The sequence below is a fragment of the Pseudomonas sediminis genome (assembly GCF_002741105.1).
Taxonomy (GTDB): domain Bacteria; phylum Pseudomonadota; class Gammaproteobacteria; order Pseudomonadales; family Pseudomonadaceae; genus Aquipseudomonas; species Aquipseudomonas sediminis.
This window is the reverse complement of record NZ_NIQU01000007.1, coordinates 150578-169207: the sequence shown is the minus strand read 5'-3', so window position 1 is coordinate 169207 and position 18630 is coordinate 150578. Positions and strand designations below refer to the sequence as shown.

Annotated in this window: 15 protein-coding genes; 9 read left to right on the top strand and 6 right to left on the bottom strand. The window is 64.1% G+C overall.

Annotated elements, in window-relative coordinates; translation table 11 throughout:
* The first annotated feature begins 71 nt into the window (after positions 1–71).
* Positions 72–1175, top strand: coding sequence for a glycine-betaine demethylase subunit GbcB (gene gbcB / locus CDO35_RS17320; protein ID WP_099525921.1), 1104 nt, complete (start codon positions 72–74; stop codon positions 1173–1175).
* Between the two features lie 120 nt (positions 1176–1295).
* Here gbcB and CDO35_RS17315 read toward each other — a convergent pair whose 3' ends face one another.
* Positions 1296–2336 carry a threonine aldolase family protein gene (locus CDO35_RS17315; RefSeq protein WP_099525920.1) on the bottom strand — a complete coding sequence of 347 codons (1041 nt, stop codon included), beginning with the start codon at positions 2334–2336 and terminating at the stop codon, positions 1296–1298.
* A gap of 239 nt (positions 2337–2575) precedes the next feature.
* On the opposite strand from CDO35_RS17315, the gene CDO35_RS17310 reads away from it, so the two are divergent.
* The 8 genes from CDO35_RS17310 to fdhA all read left to right on the top strand — a co-directional run bounded on the left by CDO35_RS17310 (position 2576) and on the right by fdhA (position 12737).
* Positions 2576–2875 carry a hypothetical protein gene (locus CDO35_RS17310; RefSeq protein ID WP_099525919.1) on the top strand — a complete coding sequence of 100 codons (300 nt, stop codon included), beginning with the start codon at positions 2576–2578 and terminating at the stop codon, positions 2873–2875.
* Between the two features lie 694 nt (positions 2876–3569).
* The gene (glyA, locus tag CDO35_RS17305; protein ID WP_017675820.1) at positions 3570–4823 is read left to right on the top strand and encodes a serine hydroxymethyltransferase; all 1254 of its coding nucleotides are present in this window, start codon (positions 3570–3572) and stop codon (positions 4821–4823) included.
* Between the two features lie 66 nt (positions 4824–4889).
* Positions 4890–6140, top strand: coding sequence for a sarcosine oxidase subunit beta (locus CDO35_RS17300; protein WP_099525918.1), 1251 nt, complete (start codon positions 4890–4892; stop codon positions 6138–6140).
* 185 nt (positions 6141–6325) lie between these two features.
* Positions 6326–6652 (top strand): sarcosine oxidase subunit delta, encoded by a 327-nt coding sequence (locus tag CDO35_RS17295; protein ID WP_099525917.1) that lies wholly within the window; start codon positions 6326–6328, stop codon positions 6650–6652.
* Positions 6649–9672, top strand: a complete 3024-nt coding sequence (locus tag CDO35_RS17290; RefSeq protein WP_099525916.1) for a sarcosine oxidase subunit alpha — start codon at positions 6649–6651, stop codon at positions 9670–9672. The genes CDO35_RS17295 and CDO35_RS17290 overlap by 4 nt, the downstream gene beginning before the upstream one ends.
* Positions 9665–10294 (top strand): sarcosine oxidase subunit gamma, encoded by a 630-nt coding sequence (locus tag CDO35_RS17285; protein WP_099525915.1) that lies wholly within the window; start codon positions 9665–9667, stop codon positions 10292–10294. Before CDO35_RS17290 ends, CDO35_RS17285 begins: the two co-directional genes overlap by 8 nt.
* Before the next feature lie 122 nt (positions 10295–10416).
* Positions 10417–11280, top strand: a complete 864-nt coding sequence (gene purU, locus CDO35_RS17280; protein ID WP_099525914.1) for a formyltetrahydrofolate deformylase — start codon at positions 10417–10419, stop codon at positions 11278–11280.
* A 257-nt stretch (positions 11281–11537) separates the two neighbouring features.
* Positions 11538–12737: a formaldehyde dehydrogenase, glutathione-independent gene (fdhA, locus tag CDO35_RS17275; protein ID WP_099525913.1), complete on the top strand. Its 1200-nt coding sequence runs from the start codon at positions 11538–11540 to the stop codon at positions 12735–12737.
* A gap of 156 nt (positions 12738–12893) precedes the next feature.
* On the opposite strand, the gene aauR is transcribed toward fdhA, so the two are convergent.
* The 5 genes from aauR to CDO35_RS17250 form a co-directional block, all read right to left on the bottom strand.
* Positions 12894–14213, bottom strand: coding sequence for a two-component response regulator AauR (gene aauR / locus CDO35_RS17270; RefSeq protein ID WP_099525912.1), 1320 nt, complete (start codon positions 14211–14213; stop codon positions 12894–12896).
* A complete protein-coding gene (locus tag CDO35_RS17265) occupies positions 14210–16093 on the bottom strand; it encodes a sensor histidine kinase (RefSeq protein ID WP_099525911.1) in 1884 nt (627 codons plus the stop codon). Before CDO35_RS17265 ends, aauR begins: the two co-directional genes overlap by 4 nt.
* A 126-nt stretch (positions 16094–16219) precedes the next feature.
* A complete protein-coding gene (locus tag CDO35_RS17260) occupies positions 16220–16954 on the bottom strand; it encodes an amino acid ABC transporter ATP-binding protein (RefSeq protein ID WP_037005476.1) in 735 nt (244 codons plus the stop codon).
* Positions 16951–17619 (bottom strand): amino acid ABC transporter permease, encoded by a 669-nt coding sequence (locus CDO35_RS17255; protein ID WP_166432422.1) that lies wholly within the window; start codon positions 17617–17619, stop codon positions 16951–16953. Before CDO35_RS17255 ends, CDO35_RS17260 begins: the two co-directional genes overlap by 4 nt.
* Positions 17616–18362 carry an amino acid ABC transporter permease gene (locus CDO35_RS17250; protein ID WP_013717486.1) on the bottom strand — a complete coding sequence of 249 codons (747 nt, stop codon included), beginning with the start codon at positions 18360–18362 and terminating at the stop codon, positions 17616–17618. Before CDO35_RS17250 ends, CDO35_RS17255 begins: the two co-directional genes overlap by 4 nt.
* Positions 18363–18630: the final 268 nt, after the last annotated feature.

Sequence of the window (18630 nt, the reverse complement as noted above, 5' to 3'; positions counted from 1 at the left end):
AATGACAGCCGGCGGCCTTTCGCACAATTCGCCGCATATGGGCCGATATCCGGCCGCGTGGAGAGCCGTTCATGACCGCCAACGCCTTCCTCAATCCGGTTACGACGCAAACCTGGACCAACGGCCGCCATCTGGTACGTTGCGTCAAGGTGATCCAGGAAACCTGGGATGTGCGCACCTTCTGCTTCATGGCCGATCAGCCGGTACTGTTCTTCTTCAAGCCGGGGCAGTTCGTCACCCTGGAGCTGGAGATCGACGGCCAGCCGATCATGCGTTCCTACACCATCTCCAGCTCGCCTTCGGTGCCTTACAGCTTCTCCATTACCATCAAGCGGGTGCCGGGCGGCAAGGTGTCGAACTGGCTGCACGACAACCTCAAGGAAGGCGACGAGGTGCCAGTGCATGGGCCGGTCGGGCTGTTCAATGCCATCGATTTCCCTTCCGAGAAAGTGCTGTATCTGTCCGGTGGCGTCGGTATCACCCCGGTGATGTCGATGGCGCGCTGGTTCTACGACACCAACGCCAATGTCGACATGGTCTTCGTGCACAGCGCTCGCTCGCCGAAGGACATCATCTACCAGCGTGAGCTGGAGCACATGGCGGCGCGCATCAACAACTTCAGCCTGCACGTGATCTGCGAGAAACACGGGCTGGGCGAAGCCTGGGCCGGCTATCGCGGCTACCTGAACAAGACGATGCTGGAGCTGATCGCCCCGGATTATCTCGAGCGCGAGATCTTCTGCTGCGGGCCGACGCCCTACATGAGTGCGGTCAAGCGCCTGCTCGAGGCGTCTGGCTACGAGATGAGTCGCTATCACGAAGAAGCCTTCGGCCCGACGCCGCCGGAGATTCGCGCCGAGGTCAAGGAGCTGGCTGCCGAAGCCGCAGATGCGCCGGAAGTGCCGGTTGCCGAACTCAATCAGGTGGAATTCACCAGCACCGGCAAGAGCATCCGTGTGGCGCCCGGCGAAACCGTGCACGCCGCTGCGGCCAAGCTCGGCCTGCATATTCCCAAGGCCTGTGGCATGGGTATCTGCGGCACCTGCAAGGTGATGAAGACCGCCGGGGACGTTGAGATGGAGCACAACGGCGGCATCACCGACGAGGATGTGGCCGAGGGCTACATCCTGTCGTGCTGCAGCGTGCCGAAAGGAGATGTGGCGATCGACTATTGATCGCCTCTTTGACTCTGGGAGTGTTGATGCGCGCAGTGCACCCTACGGGGCCCTAGCCCGGATTGCATCCGGGTTACGGTCGCGGCTAAAGCCCCTCCCACAGGTACGTCATGGCGTCGTTCAGGCGCTCATCACTTCACGGATATCCGCAGCCAACTGACGCACACGGGCTTCGTCGGTATCCCAGCTGCACATGAAGCGCGCGCCACCAGCGCCGATGAAGGTGTAGAAGCGCCAGCCGCGTGCGGTGAGGGCAGCGATGGCCGGCTCCGACAGTTGCAGGAACACGCCGTTGGCTTCCACCGGGAACATCAGGCTGACGCCGGGTACGTCCTCGACCAGGGTGGCCAGCAGCTGCGCGCAGCGGTTGGCGTGGTTGGCGTACTTCAGCCAGGCATCGTCCTGCAGGATGCCGACCCAGGGTGCGGACAGGTAGCGCATCTTCGAGGCCAACTGGCCGGCCTGCTTGCAGCGGTAGTCGAAGTCTTCGGCCAGCGCCTTGTTGAAGAAGATGATGGCCTCGCCGACGGCCATGCCGTTCTTGGTGCCACCGAAGCACAGCACATCGACGCCGGCCTTCCAGGTCAGCTCGGCCGGGCTGCAGCCTAGGAAGGCGCAGGCGTTGGAGAAGCGCGCGCCATCCATGTGCAGGTGCAGGCCCAGCTCCTCGCAGACCTGGCTGATGGCGCGGACTTCTTCCGGGCGATAGACAGTGCCGACTTCGGTGGCCTGGGTGAGGGTGACCACACGCGGTTTCGGGTAGTGAATATCCTGACGCTTGAGGGCGATCTCGCGGATCGCCTGCGGCGTCAGCTTGCCATTATCGGTATTGGCCAGCAGCAGCTTGGAGCCGTTGGAGAAGAACTCCGGCGCGCCGCACTCGTCGGTTTCGACGTGGGCGGTCTCCGAGCAGATCACGCTGTGGTAACTCTGGCACAGCGAGGCCAGGGCCAGGGAGTTGGCGGCGGTGCCGTTGAAGGCGAAGAACACCTCGCAGTCGGTCTCGAACAGGCGGCGGAAGTGATCGGCAGCGCGCGCCGTCCATTCGTCATCGCCATAGGCGCGCTGGTGGCCCTGGTTGGCCTCGGCCATGGCGGCCCAGGCTTCGGGACAGATGCCGGAGTAGTTGTCGCTGGCGAATTGCTGGGCATTGTCGGGCATTGGCGCGTTCCTTCTGAAAAACCTGCCGGCGGGTCTGCCGGGAAAGCCTCTACTTTAACCCTGCGGCTATCTGTCAGGCGTCCGTCGCCGCGACGAGTTGTTGCGCTGAAGCGTACTGTCGAGTCGGTTCGTGGCCACTCGTTCGGCTAGCAGATGGAACTTGAAGCTTGCTCTGGCGTTCACACTTACCAGAGGGCGGCAGTCGATCCGCTCTCCGCAATCAAGAGAAGGAGTTTCCCATGACTTATCGTCACCTGCTCGCCCTTGCCCTGCCGCTGGCCGTGGCGCTGCCCGTTTCCGCCGCCGAGTGGTCGGATAATGCCAAGACCGAATTCGTTCAGCAGTGCATTGCTGGCGCACCGGCAGGCTACGAGGAGCCACAACTGCGTGCTTATTGCGACTGCGCTGCGACCAACGTCAGCAAGGAATTCAGCGAAGCCGAGTTGCAGGAAATCAGCCGCCAATCCCCGCCTGACCCTGCCATGCAGCAGCGTCTGGTGAATGCCTCCAGCAGCTGTGCTGGCAAGCTCAAGCCTTAAGGTGTCGTTGAGCAAATAGCAGGCGCTGGCGCCGGAGCCCCATGGGCTCTGGCCCAGCGCCATGTTTCCACAGGCCATGCACAGCGCCGCCCACAGTATTTGTGCACAAGCCTGCTCTATATCTTTGACCCTGTTCGATTTTTAGCCGCATCCCGGCAGGCCGCGGCAGCCCTGGCTGCTGGCCCATGTCGAACAGCCTATGCACAGTGTCATCCACATCTTCTGTGCATATCCCCAACCGATCCTCGCCTTTCGCTCATGTCGCTGGTGGATAAGCCAGGGCGTCTGCGTGGGTGTATGGATATCGAACAGCGCTGCCGAGGCCACGGCTGGCCAAGCCCCTGGCCATCTGTTGACAGCTTTTCCACAGGCTAGTCCACGGCTTCTGTGCATGGTCTGCGTTATTAACTGCTTGATATCGATCAGGAAATGATCTTTTCCCTGGAGTGCCTGCAGGCGCTGGGGCGAGGAGCACTGTGCACGGTTTATCCACAGCTTGATCCCCGTTATTTGTGCGCAAAACCGCGAACTGATCTCGACGCGCCTGATTGCGACAAGACCATGTCGCAAACGAATGCTCTCACGGCGTTGGCAGGCATTTGAGTGGGCAGGGGCGGCCCTACCATCGCTGCACAGGGCCTTGCCGGCCCGCCCGTCCAAGACCGCCGCCCACAGGCGCTGCAGGAGAGTCGAGATGTTCAGCAAGCAGGATCAGATTCAGGGTTACGACGACGAGTTGCTCGCGGCGATCGATCAGGAAGAACGCCGTCAGGAAGAGCACATCGAGCTGATCGCCTCGGAGAACTACTGCAGCCAGCGGGTGATGGAAGCGCAGGGCAGCGGCCTGACCAACAAGTACGCCGAAGGTTATCCGGGCAAGCGTTATTACGGTGGCTGCGAGTACGTCGACAAGGTCGAGCAACTCGCCATCGACCGCGCCAAGGCCCTGTTCGGCGCCGATTACGCCAACGTTCAGCCGCACTCCGGCTCGTCGGCCAACAGCGCCGTGTACCTGGCGTTGCTCAATGCCGGCGACACTATCCTCGGCATGAGCCTGGCCCACGGCGGCCACCTGACTCACGGCGCCAAGGTGTCGTCCTCGGGCAAACTCTACAACGCCGTGCAGTACGGCCTGGACACCGCCACCGGGCTGATCGATTACGACGAAGTCGAGCGCCTGGCCGTCGAGCACAAGCCGAAGATCATCGTCGCCGGCTTCTCCGCCTACTCCAAGACCCTGGATTTCCCGCGCTTTCGCGCCATCGCCGACAAGGTCGGTGCGCTGCTGTTCGTCGACATGGCCCACGTCGCCGGTTTGGTCGCGGCGGGGCTGTATCCGAACCCGATTCCCTTCGCCGATGTGGTCACTACCACCACCCACAAGACTCTGCGTGGCCCGCGTGGCGGCCTGATCCTGGCCAAGGCCAACGAAGAGATCGAGAAGAAGCTCAATTCCGCCGTCTTCCCCGGTGCCCAGGGCGGGCCGCTGATGCACGTCATCGCCGCCAAGGCCGTGTGCTTCAAGGAAGCCATGGAGCCGGAGTTCAAGGCCTACCAGCAGCAGGTGATCGATAACGCCCAGGCCATGGCCAAGGTCTTTATCGAGCGCGGCTACGAGGTGGTCTCCGGTGGCACCGACAACCACCTGTTCCTGCTCAGCCTGATCAAGCAAGGGCTGACCGGCAAGGAGGCTGACGCCGCCCTCGGCCGTGCCGGCATCACCGTGAACAAGAACGCCGTACCCAACGACCCGCAGTCGCCGTTCGTGACCTCGGGCATCCGCATCGGTACGCCGGCCGTCACCACCCGTGGCTTCAAGGTCGCCCAGTGCCAGGCGCTGGCCGGCTGGATCTGCGACATCCTCGATCACCTCGGCGATGCCGATGTCGAGGCGCAGGTGGCCAAGCTGGTCGCCGGGCTGTGCGCGGACTACCCGGTGTATCGCTAAGCCAACCCTTTCTCTCGGCCCCTCTCGCGTAACGCTGAGAGGGGAGTAGAACCCTGGAGCATGCCCATGCAACGTTATTCCGGCTTCGGCCTGTTCAAGCACTCGTTCAGCCACCATGAGAACTGGCAGCGCATGTGGCGTAACCCGACGCCCAAGCCGGTGTACGACGTGATCATCGTCGGCGGTGGCGGCCACGGCCTGGCCACCGCCTATTACCTGGCCAAGGAGTTCGGCGTGAAGAACGTCGCCGTGGTGGAGAAGGGCTGGCTCGGCGGCGGCAACACAGCGCGCAATACCACTATCGTGCGTTCCAACTACCTGTGGGACGAGTCCGCGCAGCTCTACGAACACGCGATGAAGTTGTGGGAAGGGCTGTCGCAGGACATCAACTACAACGTCATGTTCTCCCAACGTGGCGTCTACAACCTCTGCCACACCCTGCAGGACATGCGCGACGCCGAGCGCCGCGTCAGCGCCAACCGCCTCAACGGCGTTGATGGCGAACTGCTCGATGCCAAGCAGGTCGAGGCGGAGATTCCCTACCTCGACTGCAGCAAGAACACCCGTTACCCGGTGATGGGTTCCACCGTACAGCGTCGCGGTGGCGTTGCCCGTCACGACGCCGTGGCCTGGGGCTACGCACGTGCCGCCGATGCCCTGGGCGTCGATCTGATCCAGAACACCGAGGTGATCGGTTTCCGCAAGCAGAACGGTGCGGTGATCGGCGTGGAGACCAACAAGGGTTTCATCGGCGCCAAGCGCGTCGGCGTGGTCACTGCCGGTAATTCCGGGCACATGGCGGGGCTCGCCGGCTTCCGCCTGCCACTGGAATCGCACCCGCTGCAGGCGCTGGTGTCCGAGCCGATCAAACCGATCATCGACAGCGTGATCATGTCCAACGCCGTGCATGGCTACATCAGCCAGTCGGATAAGGGCGACCTGGTCATCGGTGCCGGCATCGACGGCTACAACGGCTACGGCCAGCGCGGCTCCTACGGCACCATCGAGCACACCCTGCAGGCCATCGTCGAGATGTTCCCGGTGCTCTCGCGGGTGCGCATGAACCGCCAGTGGGGCGGCATCGTCGATACCAGCCCGGACGCCTGCCCGATCATCTCCAAGACTCCGGTGGACAACCTGTTCTTCAACTGCGGTTGGGGCACCGGTGGCTTCAAGGCCACGCCGGGTTCGGGCCACGTCTTCGCGGCCAGCCTGGCCAAGGGTGAGATGCACCCGCTGGCCAAGCCGTTCTCCATTGACCGTTTCCACACCGGCGCACTGATCGACGAGCACGGCGCCGCTGCCGTGGCTCACTAAAAGCGCGCGTAGCGCAAAGCTGATGACCCTCTCCCGCTTGCGGGAGAGGGTGCCCGAAGGGCGGGAGAGGGTAGTTCGGCCAGCGCCGTAGCCCTCTCCCCCGACCCCTCTCCCACAAGTGGGAGAGGGGAGACAAGATAAACCCCGTTGGCATCTGCGAACGGGGAGTGTTTCAGGAGGCCAACATGCTGCACATCTTCTGCCCCTACTGTGGCGAACTGCGCTCCGAAGAGGAATTCCACGCCAAGGGCCAGGCGCACATCGCGCGCCCGCTCGATCCCGATGCCTGCAGTGATGCGGAGTGGGGCGAGTACATGTTCTTCCGCGACAACCCGCGCGGCATTCACCATGAGCTGTGGGTGCACGCGGCCGGTTGCCGCAAGTATTTCAACGTCACCCGCCACACCGTGACCTACGAGATCCTCGAGACCTACAAGGTCGGTGAGAAGCCTTCGGTCACCGCGGCCGCGGCCACCGACAAGCAAGCCGTGGCAGAAGGAGTAACGGCATGAGCCAGGTCAATCGTCTTGCCAAGGGTGGTCGTATCGACCGCAGCCAGGCGCTGAGCTTCACCTTCAATGGCCAGACCTATCAGGGCTTCGCCGGCGACAGCCTGGCCGCCGCGCTGCTGGCCAACGGCGTCGACATCGTCGGCCGCAGCTTCAAGTATTCGCGTCCACGTGGCATCGTCGCGGCTGGCGCCGAAGAGCCCAACGCCGTGTTGCAGATCGGCTCCAGCGAGGCGGCGCAGATTCCCAACGTGCGCGCCACCCAGCAGGCGCTGTACAGCGGCCTGGTGGCCAGCAGCACCAACGGCTGGCCGAGCGTCAACACCGACCTGATGGGCATTCTCGGCAAGGTCGGCGGCGGCATGATGCCGCCCGGTTTCTACTACAAGACCTTCATGTATCCGCAGAACCTGTGGATGACCTACGAGAAGTACATCCGCAAGGCCGCAGGCTTGGGCCGTTCGCCCACCGAGGTCGACCCGGATATCTATGACCAGATGAACCAGCACTGCGATGTGCTGATCGTCGGCGCCGGCCCTGCCGGTCTCGCCGCCGCGCTGGCTGCCGGCCGTAGCGGTGCGCGGGTAATCCTCGCCGATGAACAGGAAGAGTTCGGCGGCAGTCTGCTCGACACCCGTGAGACCCTCGACGGCAAGCCAGCCGCCGACTGGGTGGCGCAGGCCATCGCCGAGCTGAAGACGCTGCCGGAAGTCACCCTGCTGCCACGCGCCACGGTCAACGGTTACCACGACCACAACTTTCTCACCATCCATCAGCGCCTGACCGATCACCTCGGTGAAGTCGCTCCGATGGGGCAGGCTCGCCAGCGTATGCACCGCGTCCGCGCCAAGCGCGTGGTATTGGCCAGCGGTGCCCATGAGCGGCCGCTGGTGTACGCCAACAACGATGTGCCCGGCAACATGCTGGCTGGCGCCGTGTCGACCTACGTCCGCCGTTATGGCGTGGCACCGGGGCAGGAACTGGTGCTGTCGACCAACAACGATTATGCCTACCGCGTGCTGCTCGACTGGCTCGATGCCGGTCGCAAGGTGGTGGCGGTGGCCGATGCACGCAGCAATCCGCGTGGCGCCTGGGTCGAGGAAGCACGTGCACGTGGCGTGCGCATCCTCACCGGCAGCGCGGTGGTCGAGGCGCGCGGTAGCAAGCGCGTCACCGGCGCGCGTATCTGCGCCATCGACGTCAAGGCCCACAAAGTCACCAGCCCCGGTGAAGTGCTGGACTGCGACCTGATCGTCAGCTCCGGCGGCTACAGCCCGGTGGTGCACCTGGCCTCTCACCTGGGCGGTCGCCCGGAGTGGCGTGAAGACATCCTCGGTTTCGTGCCGGGGCCGGGCAACGGTATCCAGCAGCGCATCGATGCCGGCGCGGTGAACGGCGTGTTCGCCCTCGGCGACGTGCTCGCCAACGGTTTCGAGGCCGGCGCCAAGGCGGCTGCCGAAGCTGGCTACAAGGCCGTCAGTGGCAGCCTGCCGCAGGCCGAGGCACGTCAGGAAGAGCCGATGCTGGCGCTGTTCCAGGTGCCGCACGACAAACCCACGGCACGGGCGCCCAAGCAGTTCGTCGACCTGCAGAACGACGTCACCGCCGCCGGCATCGAGCTGGCCACCCGCGAAGGTTTCGAGTCGGTCGAGCACGTCAAACGCTACACCGCACTGGGTTTCGGCACCGACCAGGGCAAGCTGGGCAACATCAACGGCCTGGCTATCGCCGCGCGTTCGATGGGCATCAGCATCGTGCAGATGGGCACCACCATGTTCCGTCCGAACTACACGCCGGTGACTTTCGGCGCCGTGGCCGGTCGCCACTGTGGTGAGCTGTTCGATGCCAAGCGCTACACCGCGATGCAGGCCTGGCACCTGAAGAACGGCGCCGAGTTCGAGGACGTTGGCCAGTGGAAGCGCCCCTGGTACTTCCCGAAAAATGGCGAGGACCTGCATGCCGCCGTGGCCCGTGAGTGCCTGGCCGTGCGCAACAGCGTGGGTATTCTCGATGCCTCGACCCTGGGCAAGATCGACATCCAGGGCCCGGATGCCCGCGAGTTCCTCAACCGCGTCTACACCAACGCCTGGACCAAGCTGGACGTGGGCAAGGCGCGCTACGGCCTGATGTGCAAGGAAGACGGCATGGTCTTCGACGACGGCGTCACCGCCTGTCTGGCCGACAACCATTTCGTCATGACCACCACCACTGGCGGCGCTGCCCGCGTGATGGAGTGGCTGGAGATCTACCACCAGACCGAATGGCCGGAGCTGAAGGTGTACTTCACCTCGGTCACCGACCACTGGGCGACCATGACCCTGTCCGGCCCCAACAGCCGCAAGCTGCTGGCCAAGGTCACCGACATCGACCTGGACAAGGACGCCTTCCCCTTCATGAGCTGGAAGGAAGGCCTGGTCGGCGGCGTGCCGGCGCGGGTGTTCCGCATCTCCTTCACCGGCGAGCTGAGCTACGAAGTGAACGTGCAGGCCGACTACGCCCTGGGCGTGTGGGAACAGATCATCGAAGCCGGCAAGGAGTTCGACCTGACACCTTACGGCACCGAGACCATGCACGTGCTGCGGGCCGAGAAGGGCTTCATCATCGTTGGCCAGGACACCGATGCCTCGGTGACCCCGGACGATCTCAACATGGGCTGGTGCGTTGGTCGCACCAAGCCGTTCTCCTGGATTGGCAAGCGCGGCATGAACCGCGACGACTGCCTGCGCGAAGACCGCAAACAGCTTGTGGGGTTGAAACCGGTCAACCCGAACCAGGTGCTGCCGGAAGGCGCGCAACTGGTGTTCGACCCGAAACAGTCCATCCCGATGCAGATGGTCGGTCACGTCACCTCCAGCTACATGAGCGCGGCGATGGGTTACAGCTTCGCCATGGCGGTGGTCAAGGGCGGCCTCAAGCGCATGGGCGAGCGTGTGTTCGCGCCGCTGGCCGATGGCAGCCTGATCGAAGCCGAAATCTGCAGCTCCGTGTTCTATGACCCGAAAGGGGATCGCCAGAATGTCTAACGTCAACGTCTACCAACAACGTCCCGCCGACATCGCCGGGCAGTCGCCGCTGCATCACGCCGGCCTGCATGAGCTGGTTGGCAAGGGCCGCAAGAACGCCGGCATCACCCTGCGCGAGAAGAAACTGCGCGGGCACCTGGTCATTCGTGGGGATGCCAAGGACGCTGGCTTCTCCGGCGGTGTGCACAAGGCCCTGGGCCTGGAGCTGCCGGTGGCGCTGACGCTGGTTGCCGACGGCGACACCTCGCTGCAGTGGCTGGGCCCGGACGAATGGCTGCTCATCGTGCCTGGCGGCAGCGAGTTCGAGGTCGAGCGCAAGCTGCGCACGGCGCTGGATGGTCAGCACTTTTCGGTGGTCAACGTCAGTGGCGGGCAGACCCTGCTGGAGCTGTCCGGGCCGAAGGTGCGCGAGCTGCTGATGAAGTCCAGCAGCTATGACGTGCACCCGAGCAACTTCCCGGTCGGCAAGGCGGTAGGCACCGTGTTCGCCAAGTCGCAGCTGGTGATTCGCCACACCGGCGAAGAGACCTGGGAGCTGGTGATTCGCCGCAGCTTCTCCGACTACTTCTGGCTGTGGCTGCAGGATGCCAGCGCCGAGTATGGGTTGGCGGTCGAGGCCTGATATCGAACGGCTTCCTCTCCCCTCTGGGGAGAGGGGAAGGGCGGATCGCGTTGTACCGGCGGCCCTCTCCCCCGGCCCCTCTCCCGCAAGCGGGAGAGGGGTGAAAATCATCGGAGTTTGTTATGAGCCGCACCCCCGACACCTGGATTCTCACCGCCCATTGTCCGAGCGTGCTCGGCACCGTGGATGCGGTAACCCGCTTTCTCTTCGAGCAGCGCTGCTACGTCACCGAGCACCACAGTTTCGATGATCGGTTGTCCTCGCGCTTCTTCATCCGCGTCGAGTTCCGCCAACCGCAGGACTTCGACGAGGCCGCCTTCCGCGCCGGCGTGGCCGAGCGTCTGGCGCCCTTCGACATGCAGGTCGAGCTGACCCCGCCGGGCTACCGCGCCAAGGTGGTGCTGATGGTGTCCAAGGCTGACCATTGTCTGAACGATCTGCTGTATCGCCAGCGTATCGGCCAACTGGCCATGGACGTGGTGGCGGTGGTGTCCAACCACCCGGATCTGGAGCCGCTGGCGCGCTGGCACGGCATTCCCTACCACCATTTTCCGCTCGACCCGGCCGACAAACCGGCGCAGGAGCGCAAGGTGCTGCAGGTGATCGAGGACACCGGCGCGGAGCTGGTGGTGCTCGCCCGCTACATGCAGGTGCTGTCGCCGGAGCTCTGCCGCCGGCTGGACGGCTGGGCGATCAATATCCACCACTCGCTGCTGCCGGGTTTCAAGGGCGCCAAACCCTATCACCAGGCCTACCAGAAGGGCGTCAAGCTGGTTGGCGCCACGGCGCACTACATCAACAACGACCTCGACGAGGGGCCGATCATCGCCCAGGGCGTGGAGGCGGTGGATCACGCCCACTACCCCGAAGACCTGATCGCCAAGGGCCGCGACATCGAATGCCTGACCCTGGCCCGCGCGGTCGGTTATCACATCGAGCGTCGCGTGTTCCTCAATGCCAACCGTACGGTGGTGCTTAACGCCTGAATGCACTGCTGAACCGAATATTGGTGGGCTAAAGCCCACCCTACGGTAACGGTGCCATTTGTAGGGTGGGCTTTAGCCCACCAGTCACAACGAAGAACTTGGTGGGCCAAAGCGGATCGCCGCTCGGCCCACCCTACGGAAATCGCCCTGCCAGGCTTTACCGGCGGCTTCCGGCAACAGACGCAACAAGCTCCAGTGCAAGGCCGCGCGGCCAGTCGGTCGCGTCTTGTGTCCACAACAAGAAAGGAGAGTTACGCATGTCTGGTAATCGTGGTGTGGTTTATCTCGGTACGGGCAAGGTCGAAGTACAGAAGATCGACTACCCGAAAATGCAGGACCCGCGCGGCAAGAAGATCGAGCACGGGGTCATCCTGAAAGTCGTTTCCACCAATATCTGCGGCTCCGACCAGCACATGGTGCGTGGCCGTACCACCGCGCAGGTCGGCCTGGTGCTGGGCCACGAGATCACCGGCGAGGTGATCGAGAAGGGCCGCGACGTCGAACGTTTGCAGATCGGCGATCTGGTGTCGGTCCCCTTCAACGTCGCCTGCGGTCGCTGCCGCTCCTGCAAGGAACAGCACACTGGCGTGTGCCTGACGGTCAACCCGGCGCGTGCCGGCGGTGCCTACGGCTACGTCGACATGGGCGACTGGACCGGCGGCCAGGCCGAGTACGTGCTGGTGCCTTACGCTGACTTCAACCTGCTCAAGCTGCCGGATCGCGACAAGGCCATGGAGAAAATCCGCGACCTGACCTGCCTGTCCGACATCCTGCCCACAGGCTACCACGGCGCGGTCACCGCAGGCGTTGGTCCTGGCAGTACGGTGTATATCGCTGGCGCGGGTCCAGTCGGTCTGGCCGCTGCCGCCTCGGCGCGCCTGCTCGGTGCTGCGGTGGTGATCGTCGGTGACGTCAACCCAACGCGCCTGGCTCACGCCAAGGCTCAAGGGTTCGAAATCGCCGACTTGTCCAAGGACACCCCGTTGCACGAGCAGATCGCTGATCTGCTGGGTGAGCCGGAAGTGGATTGCGCGGTCGACGCCGTGGGCTTCGAAGCCCGTGGTCACGGCCATGCCGGTGCCCAGCAGGAGGCGCCGGCAACGGTGCTCAACTCGCTGATGGGGGTCGTGCGCGTAGCCGGCAAGATCGGTATTCCCGGCCTGTACGTGACCGAAGATCCGGGCGCGGTGGATGCGGCGGCGAAGATCGGCTCCTTGAGCATTCGCTTCGGCCTCGGCTGGGCCAAGTCGCACAGCTTCCACACCGGCCAGACGCCGGTGATGAAATACAACCGCGCGCTGATGCAGGCGATCATGTGGAACCGCATCAACATCGCCGAAGTGGTCGGTGTGCAGGTCATCAGCCTGGATGATGCGCCGCGTGGCTACGGTGAATTCGATGCCGGCGTGCCGAAGAAATTCGTCATCGACCCGCACAAGACCTTCAGTGCAGCGTGACGGCGTGACCTGGGCTTAGTCCCCCTTTCACGGCAAAGGTGCAGTTGTTGGCGTCTTCTTTCGGGAGCCTTCGGGCTCCCTTTTTGTTTGTCATGAGGCCGTTGCGGCCTTGCCTTATTTCGCGGCTGAAGCCGCTCCTGCCAGGGGCAGCGGTGATTACAGCCCGTACTTCTTCACCTTGTCGAAAAGCGTGGTCTTGGCCAGGCCCAGTGCCTGCGCCGCCTGGCTGAGGTTGCCGGCGTGGCGTTCCAGTGCCGCGCCCAACAGGTTGCGTTCGAAGGCCTCCACGGCTTCGTTGAAGCCCAGGGCGTTGCTGTCGGCCTGGCCGCTTTTCTTGAATACCGGCAGACCGAGGGCGAAGCGCTCGGCGACGTTGCGCAGTTCGCGCACGTTGCCCGGCCAGTCGTGTGCGGTCAGCGCGGCCAGGGTGTGCCGGTCCAGCTCCGGTGTGCCACGGTCGAAACGCAGCGCGGCGAGTTGCAGGAAGTGCTCGAACAGCAGAGCGATGTCCTCGCGGCGTTCGCGTAGCGGCGGCAGTTCCAGGGTCACCACGTTGAGCCGGTAGTAGAGGTCGCTGCGAAACTCACCGCGTCTGCCCAGCTCATCGAGGTCGGATTTGGTGGCGGCGATCACCCGGCAGTCGACGTTGATCGACTGGTTCGAGCCGAGGCGTTCCAGGCTGTGTTCCTGCAGCACGCGCAGCAGTTTGATCTGCAGTCCCAGCGGCATGCTCTCGATCTCGTCGAGGAACAGGCTGCCGCCGTCGGCGTGTTCGATCTTGCCGATGCGCCGTTTGCCGGCGCCGGTGAAGGCGTGGGCTTCGTGGCCGAAAATCTCGCTTTCGAACAGGCTCTCCGGCAGGCCGCCGCAATTCAGTGCGACGAACTGCTTGCTCTGCCGCCGGCTGAAGTCGTGCAGGCAGCGCGCGACCAGTTCCTTGCCGGTGCCGGTCTCGCCCTCGATCAGCACGTTGGCGTTGGTGTCGGCGACGTTGGCGATCAGTTCGCGCAGCTGCTGCATGGCCGGCGAGCGGCCGATGATGCGCTGCTCCAGTGCCTGGCGTCCGGCCAGTTGGCGGCGCAGGGCGCTGACCTCGCGGGCCAGGCTGCGCTGTTCCAGAGCGCGGCGCACGACGTCGACCAGGCGCTCGGGGGAGAAGGGTTTCTCCATGAAGTCGTAGGCACCGTCACGCATCGCATTGACCGCCATACCGATGTCGCCGTGGCCGGTAATCAGCACCACCGGCAGGCTCGGGTCGCGCTGCTTGAGGCGGGTAAGCAGTTCCAGGCCGTCGATGCCGGGCAGGCGGATGTCGCTGATGACGATGCCGGCGAAGTCCTCGTCGACCCGTTGCAGGGCCTCCTCGGCGCTGCCTACGCCAATGCTGTCGATGTCTTCCAGGGCCAGCGCCTGCTGGCAACCGAGCAGCACATGGGGATCGTCCTCGACGATCAGGACGGTGAGGCTGTCGCTCATGCTTTGGGCTCCCGCGGGTAGGGCAGGCTGAGGATGAAGGCGGTGCCGCCCTCGTCCGGGTGGCGTACGGTGAGGCTGCCGCCTGCTGCTGCGGCCAGGCTGGCGGACAGGGTCAGGCCCAGGCCCAGGCCCTGTTCGCCGGGTTTGGTGGTGAAGAACGGCTCGAACAGATGCGCGCGGGTTTCCGGGGCGATGCCAGGGCCATTGTCGCGCACTTCCAGCTGGTAGCCGTCGGCATCCGCCGTGCCGCTCAGCCACAGCTGGCGGTCGACCTGGTTGCGCATGGCGTCGAGGGCGTTGCTGATCAGGTTGACCAGAATCTGCTCCAGGCGAATCTGTTCGATGGCCAGGCGTACGTCAGCCTGCTCTGGGTGTAGATAGTCGCGATGAATGGTCATGCTGGTGCGTTGCAGGCGCGGATGCAGGAGCATGACGGCGGCGTCGACCGCCTGGCTCAGCGAGGCCTCGCCGCTATCGCCGGCACGACGGGCGAAGGCGCGCAGGCTACCGGTGATCTTGCCCATGCGATCGACCAGCTCGGCGATGTTCTGCAGGTTGCTGCTGGCGACATCCAGGGCGCCGCGCTGGAGGAAGCGCACGGCATTGCCGGACAGTGTACGCAGCGCCGCCAGTGGCTGATTGAGTTCGTGGGCGATGCTGGTGGACATCTGCCCGATCACCGCCAACTTGCCGGCCTGGACCAGTTCGTCCTGGGCTTGGCGCAAAGTGGTCTCGGCTTGCTGGCGCTCACGCACCTCGGCTTGCAGGCGTTCATTGCTGGCCTGCAGGTCGGCGGTGCGCTCGGTGATCTTGCGCTCCAGCTCGTCGTTGGCCGCTTGCAGCGCCTCGCGTGCGGCCAGGCGGGTGGCGATGACCTTACGTCGCTCGTTCCAGGCGATCAGCAGAAAGGCCAGCAGGGCTGCTGCCACGGCCGCCAGCATGCCGTGGCTCATGGCCGCGCTGCGCTGTTCCTGCAGGGGGCTGAGCAGGGTCAGGTGCCAGGGCGTGTCTTCCAGGCGGCGGGTCTGCAGCAGGTAGTTGGCAGGTACGCCGGCGGTGGCGAAGCTGACCTGTTCGATGCCGTCGTCCACTGGCGAGCGGTTGAACAGCTGCAGTTCTTCCAGCGCCGCCCAGTGATACTGAAGGCTCCGCGCCAGGCGCTCTTTGGTGGCTTCATCGAGCGGGCGCACGGATTTCAAACGCACCATGGGATCGCTGGCGAGGATGATGATGCCGTTTTCGTCGCTGACGTAGGCTTCGAGCAGAGCACGCTGCCAGCGCTCTTCGAGCGCGTCGAGGCGCACCTTGACCACCGCCACGCCGATGATGCGATCGCCTTCGCGCAGGCCATGGGCCAGGTAGTAACCGGGCTCGCCGGTGGTGCTGCCGATGCCGTAGAAACGGCCCGGACGGCCCTCGATGGCGTCTTGGTAATAGGCGCGGAACGACAGATCTTCGCCCAGATAGCTGTCGGCCTCGTCCCAGTTGCTGGTGGCGATCACCCGGCCGTCCGGATCGAGCACGTAGATGGCCAGGCTGCCGCTGCGCTCGTTGAGGCCCTGCAGGTACATGTTGACGTGATGACGGCGGTAGGCCGTGGGCGCCAGCAGCAGGCGCGAGACGTTGCCTTCCAGCTCCAGCAGGCTGGGCAGGTAGGTGTATTTGGTGATTTCACTTTCGACGGCGCGGGCGTTGAGCTCCAGCTGGCGCTCACCGTTCTCGGCCAGCGTACGGATGCCGGCGCGATCGCTGATGTGATAGCCGGCGTAGCCGCAGCCGAGCACCAGCAGCAGGAACAGCAGAATCAGCGACAGGTGACGGAGCAGGCGCGGTTTCACGGTCAGGTCGGCGCGAGGAGGGACGGGCAGGCATTGCATCATAGTCCTCCCCAGACTGGCCAGATACCCGAAGTAGGGTGCGCCGCGCGCACCGGCTTGTGGTGCGGAGGCAGTGGTGCGCACAGCGCACCCTACCAAGCCCGGATGCAATCCGGGGCCATATGTCGTTCAGTGCTGGAGGATCTTCGCCAGGAACTGCTGGGCGCGCTCGGAGCGGGCGTTGATGTCGCCGAAGAACTCCTCCTTCGGGCAGTCCTCGACGATCTGCCCGGCGTCCATGAAGATCACCCGGTCGGCGACCTTGCGGGCGAAACCCATCTCGTGGGTTACGCACATCATGGTCATGCCTTCGTGGGCCAGCTGCACCATGACGTCGAGCACTTCATTGACCATCTCCGGGTCGAGCGCCGAGGTCGGTTCATCGAACAGCATCACCACCGGGTCCATGGCCAGGGCACGGGCAATGGCGACGCGCTGCTGTTGACCACCGGAGAGCTGGCCCGGGTGCTTGTGCGCATGAGCGGCCAGGCCGACGCGGTCGAGCAGGGCCAGGCCCTTCTTCTCGGCCTCGGCCTTGCTGCGGCCGAGCACCTTGATCTGGGCGATGGTCAGGTTCTCGGTGATGGTCAGGTGCGGGAACAGCTCGAAGTGCTGGAACACCATGCCGACGCGCGAGCGCAGTTTGGGCAGGTTGGTCTTCTTGTCGGCAATCGAGGTGCCGTCGACGTTGATGTCGCCCTGCTGAAAGGGCTCCAGCGCGTTGACGCACTTGATCAGGGTCGACTTGCCCGAACCGGACGGCCCGCACACCACGACCACTTCGCCTTTCTTCACCTCGGTGCTGCAATTGGTCAGCACCTGGAAGTCCCCGTACCACTTGTTGACGTTCTGGATGGAAATCATACGGCTAACCTTTTTTGCAGGAGCTTGACCAGGCGCGAGGCGGCGAAGCTGATGGTGAAGTAGACCAGGCCGGCGAAGATCAAAAATTCATGGGGCTGGCCGATGATGTCGCCACGCGAACGAGCGGCGTTGAGGAAGTCCATCAGGCCCACGGTGTAGACCAGCGAGGTGTCCTGAAAGAGGATGATGCTCTGCTGCAGCAGCAACGGCGTCATCTTGCGGAACGCCTGCGGTAGGATGATCAGGCGCATGCTTTGCCCGTAGGTCATGCCCAGGGCCGAGGCGGCGCCCATCTGGCCCTTGGGGATGGCCTGGATGCCGGCGCGGACGATCTCGCAGAAGTAGGCCGCCTCGAACATCACGAAGGCGACCAGGCACGAACTGAACGCACCCACCGGAGTGTCCTCGCCGGTGATCCAGCGCAGGATGAACGGTACCGCGAAATAGAACCAGGTGATCACCAGCAGCAACGGGATCGAGCGGAAGTAGTTGACGTAGGTCGCGGCGATGTTCGACAGCAGCTTGCTGTGCGACAGGCGCATCAGCGCCAGCAGGGTGCCCAGCACCACACCGCCGAGCACGCCGAGCACCATCAGTTGCAGGGTGACCAGCATGCCGTCCCACAGGCCCGGCAGAGCAGGGATGATCTGACTGAAGTCCATCATTTACCCCCTACGGAAATCAGGCCGGGTACGGCGACCTTCTTCTCGATCATGCGCATGATCATCATCAGGCTCATGTTCAAGGTGAAGTAGATCAGCGTGGCCAGGGTGAAGGCTTCGAACAGGTTGGCGCTGAACTCGGCGGTCTGCTTGGTTTGCGCCAGCAGTTCCATGAGGCCGATCAGCGACGCCACCGAGGAGTTCTTGAAGATGTTGAGGAACTCGCTGGTGAGCGGCGGAATGATGATGCGATAGGCCTGCGGCAGCAGCACGTTGGTGTAGATCTGCGGCAGGCGGAAACCCATGGCGTAGGCTGCGGCGGTCTGGCCCTTGGGCAGCGCCTCAATGCCGGTGCGTACCTGTTCGCAGACTCGCGCCGCGGTGAACAGGCCAAGGCACACCACTACCGAGAGGTAGGCTGAGGTAGCCGGGTTGAGATCCTGCTTGAACCACAGCTCCAGCGGCTCGGGCAGCAGGTCCGGCACCAGGAAGTACCAGAGGAATAGCTGCACCAGCAGCGGCACGTTGCGGAAGATTTCCACGTAGGCGGTGGCCAGGCCGGACAGCCAGCGGTTCGGCAGGGTCCGCATCACGCCCAGCAGCGAGCCCAGCGCCAGGGCGATGATCCAGCCGGCCAGGGCGATGGCGATGGTCCAGCCCAGGCCGGTGATGAACCAGTCCAGGTAGGTTTCGCTGCCGATGCCGGTGGACTTGAAGTAAATACCCCAGTCCCAGTTGTAATTCATTGCAGTTTCCCTCTTGTGAGGACTGGATCTGCTGCGCGTCGGCCCTGCTGCGTTGCTACGACCAACGGGAGTAACAGCCGCAGGCTGGCCCGAAGGTTGAGCAACGCGAGTCAAGCGGCTTCAGCTCGCGAGATCCTGGGTACGGCTACGATGACGAAGCATGAAAGCGGGCAACAGTGCCCCGTATCCGTCTAGGGATGGTCTGAAATAGTCGTCATTCCCGCGCAGGCGGGAATCCAGACTCCCGCTGCACCTGGACTCCCGCCTT

Coding starts and splice junctions, on each gene's coding strand:
- gbcB (WP_099525921.1), top strand. CDS start 72: ATGACCGCCAACGCCTTCCTCAATCCGGTTACGACGCAAACCTGGACC.
- CDO35_RS17315 (WP_099525920.1), bottom strand. CDS start 2,336: ATGCCCGACAATGCCCAGCAATTCGCCAGCGACAACTACTCCGGCATC.
- CDO35_RS17310 (WP_099525919.1), top strand. CDS start 2,576: ATGACTTATCGTCACCTGCTCGCCCTTGCCCTGCCGCTGGCCGTGGCG.
- glyA (WP_017675820.1), top strand. CDS start 3,570: ATGTTCAGCAAGCAGGATCAGATTCAGGGTTACGACGACGAGTTGCTC.
- CDO35_RS17300 (WP_099525918.1), top strand. CDS start 4,890: ATGCAACGTTATTCCGGCTTCGGCCTGTTCAAGCACTCGTTCAGCCAC.
- CDO35_RS17295 (WP_099525917.1), top strand. CDS start 6,326: ATGCTGCACATCTTCTGCCCCTACTGTGGCGAACTGCGCTCCGAAGAG.
- CDO35_RS17290 (WP_099525916.1), top strand. CDS start 6,649: ATGAGCCAGGTCAATCGTCTTGCCAAGGGTGGTCGTATCGACCGCAGC.
- CDO35_RS17285 (WP_099525915.1), top strand. CDS start 9,665: ATGTCTAACGTCAACGTCTACCAACAACGTCCCGCCGACATCGCCGGG.
- purU (WP_099525914.1), top strand. CDS start 10,417: ATGAGCCGCACCCCCGACACCTGGATTCTCACCGCCCATTGTCCGAGC.
- fdhA (WP_099525913.1), top strand. CDS start 11,538: ATGTCTGGTAATCGTGGTGTGGTTTATCTCGGTACGGGCAAGGTCGAA.
- aauR (WP_099525912.1), bottom strand. CDS start 14,213: ATGAGCGACAGCCTCACCGTCCTGATCGTCGAGGACGATCCCCATGTG.
- CDO35_RS17265 (WP_099525911.1), bottom strand. CDS start 16,093: ATGATGCAATGCCTGCCCGTCCCTCCTCGCGCCGACCTGACCGTGAAA.
- CDO35_RS17260 (WP_037005476.1), bottom strand. CDS start 16,954: ATGATTTCCATCCAGAACGTCAACAAGTGGTACGGGGACTTCCAGGTG.
- CDO35_RS17255 (WP_166432422.1), bottom strand. CDS start 17,619: ATGATGGACTTCAGTCAGATCATCCCTGCTCTGCCGGGCCTGTGGGAC.
- CDO35_RS17250 (WP_013717486.1), bottom strand. CDS start 18,362: ATGAATTACAACTGGGACTGGGGTATTTACTTCAAGTCCACCGGCATC.